Consider the following 8910-nt stretch of genomic DNA (forward strand, 5'->3'; position numbering starts at 1 on the left):
ATGAATTAATCAGTGCTTCCCAAGTGAATCAAACATCAAGCGCTGCTCTGTCATTTCGAGCAGAGATCAGCACCGGAATGACGCGGTCGGTTCATGGAGATGGTGAAAAGGAGCCGAGAAATCTCACTCCTCCATGAGGCTCCACAGGGCGGCAGGAGATCTCTCGACTCAGAGTCTGCATAGAACAGATAACTCTACCGCCCATAACGACAGGCAGCTTTGCTCGAGATGACATAACGGCAGGCCGCTTACCGGCATTTTAAAGATTTATTCCTAAAAACAGGAAAATAAAAAAGCTGTGAAGGAATGATTGATATTCTTCATAGCCTTTTTATTGTTCACTTTATAAATCAGTACAGTTTGGCGCCGGCCGGGATATGGCGGTCTACCATGAGAAGGTGGAGTTTTTCTTCTCCCTCTTCCTTATGGATGGCAGAGAGGAGCATACCGCAGGAGTCGATGCCCATCATCTTCCTAGGCGGCAGGTTCACGATGGCAATCAGTGTCTTACCCACCAGTTCTTCCGGTTCATAGTAGGCATGAATGCCGGAAAGGATGATGCGGTCTTCACCGGTGCCGTCGTCCAGGGTGAATTTCAGGAGCTTCTTGCTCTTAGGTACTGCTTCGCAGGCTTTGACTTTCACAGCGCGGAAGTCAGACTTGCTGAAGGTATCAAAGTCCACATAGTCCTTGAAGAGCGGTTCGATTTCCACTTTGGAGAAATCAATAGGTTCATTGTCTTCTGCCTTTGCCATTTCTTCCGCTTCTCTGGCGGTCTTCTTTTCCAGAGCCGTTTCCGGTTTCATAGCCGGGAAGAGGAGTACGTCGCGGATGGAGGCGGAGTTTGTCATGAGCATGAAGAGACGGTCAAGGCCGATGCCCAGTCCGCCGGTAGGCGGCATGCCGTATTCCAGGGCGGTGAGGAAATCTTCATCAATCGGATGGGCTTCGTCATCACCATGTTCTCTTTCTTCTACCTGCAGCTCAAACCGTTTTCTCTGGTCAATGGGGTCATTTAATTCGGAGAAGCCGTTTGCCAGTTCGCGGCCGTAAATATAGGATTCAAAGCGGATAGTGTAACGCGGATCTTTCGGGTCCAGTTTGGAAAGAGGGGATACTTCGATAGGATGTTTTGTGATATGCACCGGCTGAATGAGGTGTTCTTCCGCATAGGCATCAAAGCATTCGGAAAGAATCTTGCCGAAGCCGTCGAATTCACCGTATTCCACGTGGAGCTTGTCCGCAATGGCTCTGGCATCTTCGATGGTTTTGCAGGCATCGAAGTCTTCGCCGGTGTATTTCTTCACCGCTTCTGCCATGGTGAGTCTCGGCCAGGGCGGGGTTACGTCGATTTCCGTATCTTCATAGGTAAATTTCATGGAGCCGTAGGAAGCCATGGCGCAGGCAGCTACGATCTGTTCTGTCTGGTTGATAACGTCTTCGATGTCTCCATAGGCCTGGTAGGTTTCAATGGCTGTGAATTCCGGGTTGTGGCGGGTATCCATGCCTTCATTTCTGAAGTTTCTGGTGATTTCAAAAATCCTTTCATAGCCGCCCACCAGGAGCCGTTTCAGATACAGTTCCGGTGCAATGCGAAGGTACATGGTCATGTCCAGGGCATTGAAATGGGTGGTGAAGGGTTTTGCATTGGCGCCGCCATAGAGGGGCTGGAGCACCGGCGTTTCCACTTCCAGGAAGTTATGGTCGGTGTACCATTTGCGGATAGCCGCCATCATGGCAGCTCTCTTCACGAAGGTGTCCCGGACTTCCGGATTCATGATGAGATCCAGGTATCTCTGGCGGTAGCGCTGTTCCTTGTCTGTGAGACCGTGCCATTTTTCCGGCAGCGGGCGCAGGGACTTGGAAAGCATGGTGAAATGGATGACCCGTACGGTCAGTTCACCGGTATGGGTGGTGAAAACGGTGCCTTCAATGCCGAGGATATCGCCGATGTCCACCAGCTTGAAGAGGGCCCATTCATTTTCCGAAAGTTCATCTCTCTTGAAATACACCTGGATATCGCCGGACTGGTCGCGGATGACGCAGAAAGCGGTCTTGCCCTGTCCGCGGCGGATCATCATTCTGCCGGCAATACGGACATGGGTTTCTTCTTTTTCCAGCTGTTCTGCGTTAGCGCGGATATCTGCTGCATGGTGGTCCCAGTTGAATTTCTGGCCATAGGGTTCTACACCCAGGGCGCGGATTTTATCCAGCTTTTCACGGCGAATAAGCATCTGGTCATTCAGTTTCGGCCCGCTCTGCTGTTTCTTCTGGTTTTTATTTTCTGTCATTCTGTAACCTCATTTCCTGTCTGCCGAATCAGTCTTCGATCCGGATGACTTTATATTTCAAAACGCCGTTAGGCGCTTCCGCTTCCACCGTGTCACCGGCTTTGGCACCCATGAGGGCGCGTCCCACCGGGGATTCGTTGGAAATACGGCCTTCAAAGGGATTGGATTCTGTGGAGCCTACGATAGTTACCTTTTCCTGAAGATGTTCTTCCATGTCTTCGATAACCACAGTAGAACCTACATCCACCCTGTCCTTTGCGCTCTTTTCAATGACCTGGGCGGTGCGAATCTGCTGTTCCAGCTGAAGGATGCGGCCTTCCAGGAAAGCCTGGGCATTCTTTGCTTCATCATATTCGGAGTTTTCGGAAAGGTCGCCCATTGCGATGGCGGCTTTCAGACGCTGTGCGATTTCCGCACGTTTTGTGGAACGGAGTTCATCCAGTTCCTTCTGCATTTTTTCAAGGCCTTCTCTGGTGACCAGAGTACGCTGCATTTCTGCCATACCAATCTGCCTCTTTTCTTTACTACATATACATTATATAGACTTTTATAATACTTCCTGCAACAGGGCATATTCCATAGTATATAGCAAAATGAATCCCTGCGTCAAACAATTTACGGAGAGTTTCTCTTTTCAGCCTTCCTCTCCCCTGAAATCGTCTGCCCGCTGTTTATCTACCATGAAAATTTCCCTTTTCTCCATTATAAAATTATTTTCTAAGAAGAGAAAGAAAAAATATTTTATTCTCATTACACCCTATATATTCTCATTTATTCTGTGCATTTTGCCCATTTGGGGCAATCTGGGCCCCTGTGGGCCCATTTGGGGTGGTACTGGGGCAATAGCCATTTGGGCTCCTGCAGTGCAAATGTATATAATTGCAATAATTATGAATTTATATGCGTTATATTCACTCCTGTTTTTTCTACAAAAACCCCGGAAGGGCCATGGTATGGGCACTTTGGGGTTTAGTTCATTTTTCCTATTAAATTTCACAATACATCATGATGTATCATGCCAATCCATGGCAAAACAGGATAGCCATGTTTTTACGCCTTTTATCTCCGTTTTCCTTCAAAGTTCTCAAAAGTCCATATGAGTTCGTCGGAAAATTTCCTGAAAAAATTTTGTAAAAAAGTCTTGTCATATGATTTCATTTATGGTATATTGCAGTAAATAAAAATTCATCGCGCCCTGCCCCCTGTGCAGTTGAGCAGCGAACCGTTACCAGATAACGGATGGTTTTCTTTATGCCCTGTTTCTTTCACCTTTATAGAAAGCAAATGGGGCTCGTGCATGCCTTGATGATTTCATGACTGCATCATCCGGTTTACCCCGGGACAATATTTTTCCCCCAACGCGAGTTTCATGCGATTTGGATTAAGAAAGAAGGGAACAACCTTGTCTAAGAGCAAAAAAATGGGAGTGGTACAGCTCACAACAGTAACAGCCATCAACATGATGGGATCCGGTATTATTCTTCTTCCCGCCACACTGGCGGAAATCGGAACCGTTTCGATTTTTGCATGGATTCTGGCCTCCATCGGCGCCACCATCCTGGCCTATGCCTTTGCCCGCTGCGGTATGCATACCTCCAAGGTAGGCGGCATGGGGGGCTATGCAGAGTACCGTTTCGGCAGAGCCGGAAATTTCCTTTCCAACTTCTGCTACACCATTTCATTGATTATTGCTAATGCAGCCATCGCCAGCGGCGTCGTCAGCTACGGCTCCTATGTTTTCGGCCTCACCCTTTCCCCGGTGGAAGTGTGCATGGCCACCATCGGTGTCCTCATCCTGGCAGCTACCATCAGTCTGGTAGGCCCCAAGAAATTCGGCAAATTCAGTTCTCTCGGCGTTTTTTGTGTCGTATCTCCAGTGGTGGGCCTTCTCCTCTGCGGCTTCTTCTTCTTTGATACCGGTATCTATACCGAAGCCTGGAACCCCGGAAACCTGCCATTCTATGAAACCATGAAAAGCTCCATTGCCGTCATCATCTGGGCTTTCCTTGGACTGGAAACTGCCTGCGCCAATTCGGACACTGTGGAAAATCCGGAAAAAAATGTGCCCATCGCCGTACTGGCCGGTACTCTTCTGGCAGGCGCCTGCTACACCACTTCCACTGCCATCATCGGCGGTCTGGTGCCTTATCAGGAACTCATGAAATCGGGAGCTCCTTTCGGTCTGGCCTATGCCACCATGTTCGGAGACAAGGCTGGATACATTGTTTCCTGCATGCTGGTATGCTCCTGCTTCGTATCCCTTACTGCATGGCAGTTTACCGTTTCCGAAGTGGCAAGAGAAGCATCCTCCATCGGTCTTTTCCCGAAATTCCTGTCCAAGGTCAACCGTTTCCGTTCCCCCTATGTGGCTATCGGATCCCTGGTGGCCATCCAGGTCATCATGACCCTCTCCACCATGAGTCCCACCCTCCTGAAGCAGTTCAATGTGCTCATTAACCTGGCCGTCATGATCAACCTCATTCCTTACCTTCTTGCCATGGGTGCTGTGGCAGACCTGCAGAAGGCGGAAGGCATTCCTGCCGATAAAGCAAGACTGGCCAATATGGCAGCCATCGTAGGCGGCATCTACAGCTGCTACGCTGTATACGGCTGCGGCTGGACCGTCATTCTGGAAGGCGCCTTCGTCACCGCCATGGGTCTTGTAGTTTACACCCTCATCTCTTCCCGCCTCCGCTATGCGCCGGCAGCCAGAGTTTCCACGTATCCGCCGATTGATAAAAAATAAGAAATAAGAACTCCTTCGGATGTTTCCGGAGGAGTTTTTTAGTGGGAAATATAGTGGGACAGTGGGACAGTGGGACAGTGAGACAGTGAGACAGTGAGACAGTGAGACGGTCAGACATCAGACATCAGACATCAGACATCAGACGATAGATGTCTGTGTTAATTCTCCATTTGACAAAGGTTCTGCGCCATGATACAGTATACACATCTTCATATGAAACTCTTCCCTGTCACCGGATGGGGAGCAAAGAGGGTTTATTCCTGCTGCAGGTAATACGGCTTGTCCGTTGAAAGGCAGGAATAAACCCTCTTTTTTTACAGGAGGTTATAACCATGAACATTAAACCCTTTGCCGTAGAAGAATGGATGAATGCCTATGAAACAGGCGCCAAGTACAACATTGCAGAAACCTGCGTAGATTCTATTTCCCTGGACGAGCTTTTTGAACTGTCCGGAACCGATAAGGACGCATTCCTTAATAAGCTCTGCGCCCGCCGGCTCACCTATGGTGCCATTGAAGGCTCCTCTGATTTGAAGGAAGGCATTGCCTCTCTCTACCGCACCATGGCGCCCCAGGAAATCGTCCCCACCCATGGCGCTTCCGGCGGAAACCATCATGTTTTCTATTCTCTCATCAATCCGGGAGACAAGGTGATTTCCATTATGCCTTCCTACCAGCAGCTTTACTCCATTCCTGCTTCCCTGGGGGCTGATGTGAAAATCATGCATCTGAAAAAGGAAAATGGATACCTTCCGGATGTGGATGAACTGAAAAAACTGGCGGAAGGCGGCGTGAAAATGATCTGCCTCAACAACCCCAATAATCCCACCGGCGCTTTGATTCCCGAGGAAATCCTTCAGAAAGTCATCCGGATTGCCAGAGACTTCGATGCCTACCTTCTGGTGGATGAAGTTTACCGCCATCTCATCCAGTCCGATGACTGGCAGCCTTCCATTGTGGATATGTATGAAAAAGGGATTTCCACTTCCTCCATGTCCAAAGTCTTTTCCCTGGCCGGCGTCCGGCTGGGATGGATTGCCACCCATGACAAAGACGCACTGAAGCAGATGTGGTCCCACAGGGATTACAATCTCATCAGCTGCGGCATGATTGATGATGCCATTGCTGCCCTGGCACTGAAATCAAAGGAAGCAATCCTTAAGAGAAATAAAAAAATCATCCGGGAAAATCTGGCTGTCCTGGATGAATGGATTGAAAAGGAGCCCCGCCTTTCCTATGTAAAGCCGGAGGCCGGCACTACCGCCCTTGTCTACTATGATTTCCCGGTAGATTCCTATACCCTCTGCCGGCAGATGTATGATGCCTGCGGCGCCTTCGTAACCCCCGGCGACTGCTTCGATGAACCCTGCTCCATGCGTATCGGCTACGCCGCCGACAGGGACACATTAGAAAAGGGCCTTAAAGCCATGAGCACCTTCTTCCGCTCCCTGGAAACAAAATAATTTTCTATCTACTATCTATCTTCTACCATCTATCTTCTACCATCTATCTTCTACCATCTATCTTCTGCCATCTTACTCCCCTTGCCTTTTCCTCTGCCATATGATAGACTGCAGACAATAAAACCGTTATGGTTGTGGATTTTTTCAGATGATTCTGTTTTCGCCGCACAGTACTTCAGAGAAGTGCTGTGCTTTTCTTTTGGAGGAAATCATGCACAAGGGATTCTATGCACTTATTGTATTTTCTGCCGGCGCCTACTACGGGGTGCTGTCCACCTTCGTGAAAATGGCCTATGCCGCCGGTCTCACCCTCACCGATGTGAGCGGCATGCAGTGCCTTTTCGGCATGCTCTTCCTGTGGCTGGCCGCCCTTTTCACCGTGAAGAGGAGGCCCTCCCCTTTCCGGATTCTTTCCCTTGCCGCCATCGGCATTCCCATGGCCCTTACCACCATTTTCTACTATCATTCCCTGGAAACTTTATCCGCCTCCATGGCTGTGGTCTTTCTCTTTCAGTCCATATGGATGGGGGCGGCAGCGGAATCCCTGATTTTCAGGAAACTTCCCGGAAAGAAACAGTTGCTTTCCATCCTTTTCTGCCTTTCCGGTACCTTTCTTGCTGCCGGTCTTGCAGAAGAAGGAACTCAGTTCTCCCTTTCCTCCGGCATGGTATGGGGCATTCTTTCCGCCCTTTCCTATACGGCCATGATGACTGCCAGCTCCCTTCTCGGGAAAGGCATTCCTCCTGCCCTGAAGGGCGCCCTCATGTCCACCGGTGATACTGTCCTTACTTTTATCCTCCTTCCGCCCCTCTTCCTTTGGGACGCCTCTTCCTGGCCTTTGCTCATGCCCTTCGGCCTTATCCTTGGCATTTTCGGCGTAGCCCTGCCGCCCTTTCTTCTGGCCTGGGGCATGCCCCATGTGGGGCCGGGACTGGGCACTATCCTGGCAGCCTCGGAACTTCCTGTCGCCCTCCTCATGGCCCTTATGGTACTGGGCGAATCCGTCACTCCCGTCCAGTGGATCGGTATCCTCATGATCGGAGCCGGCATGGTGGTAGGGAATATTAAAAATGGAAAGGGTTTATAAGGTTCATCAAGTTCAGAGAGTTCAGAGAGTTCAAAGGGTTGTGGTGTCACTGGCGGCGATGAATATATGCCGCCTTACCTGTCCCACCAGCCCACTATTTCATCTTTTCTTCTATTTCTTCCTTTGCCTTTCTCACAAAGGAAAGCATTTCTTCGTCCAGGGGGTAGCGGATGACGCAGCCCGGGGAGAGGATGACTTTTCTGCCGCCGGTCTGTTTCAGGGTTTCATAGATTTCCCTTTCGATTTCATTTTTACGATGATTCGTAATATCCATCCGCTCCAGGCCTGCCATAATGCACTTGCCGGTCAAAAGCTGTGCTTCTCCGATTTCCGGCAGGGATTCCCAGGCGTGCCAGTTAAAAATCTGCACCGGATATTTTCGGAGGAGGGGGAACATAATATTTTTTCCATGGGCATGGAGCACATTGCACCAGCCGGAGGAGGCGGAGAGCACTGCCAGGTCATAGGGCATGCCGTACTCCCGGTAGAAGGATTCTTCCGTCAAATCATAGGAGGAAAGCTGGGTAGCAAAGAAAATGCCGTCAGCCCCCAGTTCGATGACCCGCTGCACCAGGGCGCAGGTGGTTTCCGTAATGGCCTTCATCCCTTCTTTGACCTTATTTCCATGGCCCTCCCGGATGTGTTCCATCATGGAAGGGCAGAGTTTATTGGCGGTGGTCAGGGGACTGAACACCGTAAATACCACCGGCACTTCCCCTTTCGTTTTGTTCAGGAGAAGTTTCAGGTACTTCTGTTCCCGGGCCAGGGCGCCGGCATTGACGGAAACGGGCTTGACCTTCAGCCAGTCCTCAGGCTCCTTCACCGGCGTATCGGTGATTTTGGCCACGCCCCCTTTGGCAATGTCGCTGAAATCGGTGGTAACGCCGAAATCTTCTACGCTGTACATGCCGTTATTCATGGTTTTCAGAATATCCACATCATATTTTTTGTAGAAATCGTAGGTATGCTCTGCATTGCGTGCAGGATCCAGGTCAATACCGGGCAGATGGGTCCACAGGGAATAGGGTACATGGTCCACGGCGTCTCCATGAATGGCCGCCTGGATTCGTTCCTTCTTCGTCATGGCAGAAATGATTTTCTTTTTCATAGGATACCTCCTTGGAGATAAGGCGGCTTTGCCGCCGGGTTTAAAAGGGAAGGTTCTCAGGTTTGACACAGCCTGCGGCTGTGAAGGCTGTGGTATCGCCGCCAAAGGCGGGCAATGATTATGAGGTCAGCGTTACGTACTTACCTTCATCGTCATTCTAGGGAAGCGCTGATTAAATCATTGTTTGCTTTTATTCTTGAATTTTTATGCAATGC

The 8910-nt window shown here is 50.0% G+C and carries 6 protein-coding genes; 3 read left to right on the forward strand and 3 right to left on the reverse strand.

Annotated elements, in window-relative coordinates:
- Positions 1–350: 350 nt before the first annotated feature.
- Entirely contained in the window at positions 351–2291 is a 1941-nt protein-coding gene (gene lysS, locus B2Y11_RS07985; RefSeq protein ID WP_291057929.1) for a lysine--tRNA ligase, read from the reverse strand.
- Positions 2292–2319: 28 nt separating this feature from the next.
- Entirely contained in the window at positions 2320–2793 is a 474-nt protein-coding gene (gene greA, locus B2Y11_RS07990) for a transcription elongation factor GreA (RefSeq protein ID WP_291057930.1), read from the reverse strand.
- 900 nt (positions 2794–3693) lie between these two features.
- Between greA and potE the strand changes: the two genes are divergently transcribed.
- From potE to B2Y11_RS08005, 3 genes are all read left to right on the forward strand, one after another.
- Positions 3694–5037 (forward strand): putrescine-ornithine antiporter, encoded by a 1344-nt coding sequence (gene potE, locus B2Y11_RS07995; protein ID WP_291057931.1) that lies wholly within the window; start codon positions 3694–3696, stop codon positions 5035–5037.
- 332 nt (positions 5038–5369) lie between these two features.
- Positions 5370–6500 (forward strand): aminotransferase, encoded by a 1131-nt coding sequence (locus B2Y11_RS08000; RefSeq protein ID WP_291057932.1) that lies wholly within the window; start codon positions 5370–5372, stop codon positions 6498–6500.
- A 211-nt stretch (positions 6501–6711) separates the two neighbouring features.
- On the forward strand, positions 6712–7587 hold the full coding sequence (locus B2Y11_RS08005; RefSeq protein ID WP_291057933.1) for a DMT family transporter: 876 nt from the start codon (positions 6712–6714) through the stop codon (positions 7585–7587).
- A 94-nt stretch (positions 7588–7681) separates the two neighbouring features.
- Here the strand turns inward: B2Y11_RS08005 and B2Y11_RS08010 are convergent, their stop codons facing one another.
- The gene (locus B2Y11_RS08010; protein WP_291057934.1) at positions 7682–8695 is read right to left on the reverse strand and encodes a uroporphyrinogen decarboxylase family protein; all 1014 of its coding nucleotides are present in this window, start codon (positions 8693–8695) and stop codon (positions 7682–7684) included.
- Between the last annotated feature and the right edge of the window lie 215 nt (positions 8696–8910).

This window comes from Dialister sp. UBA1703, assembly GCA_002320515.1.
Taxonomy (GTDB): Bacteria; Bacillota; Negativicutes; order Veillonellales; family Dialisteraceae; genus Dialister.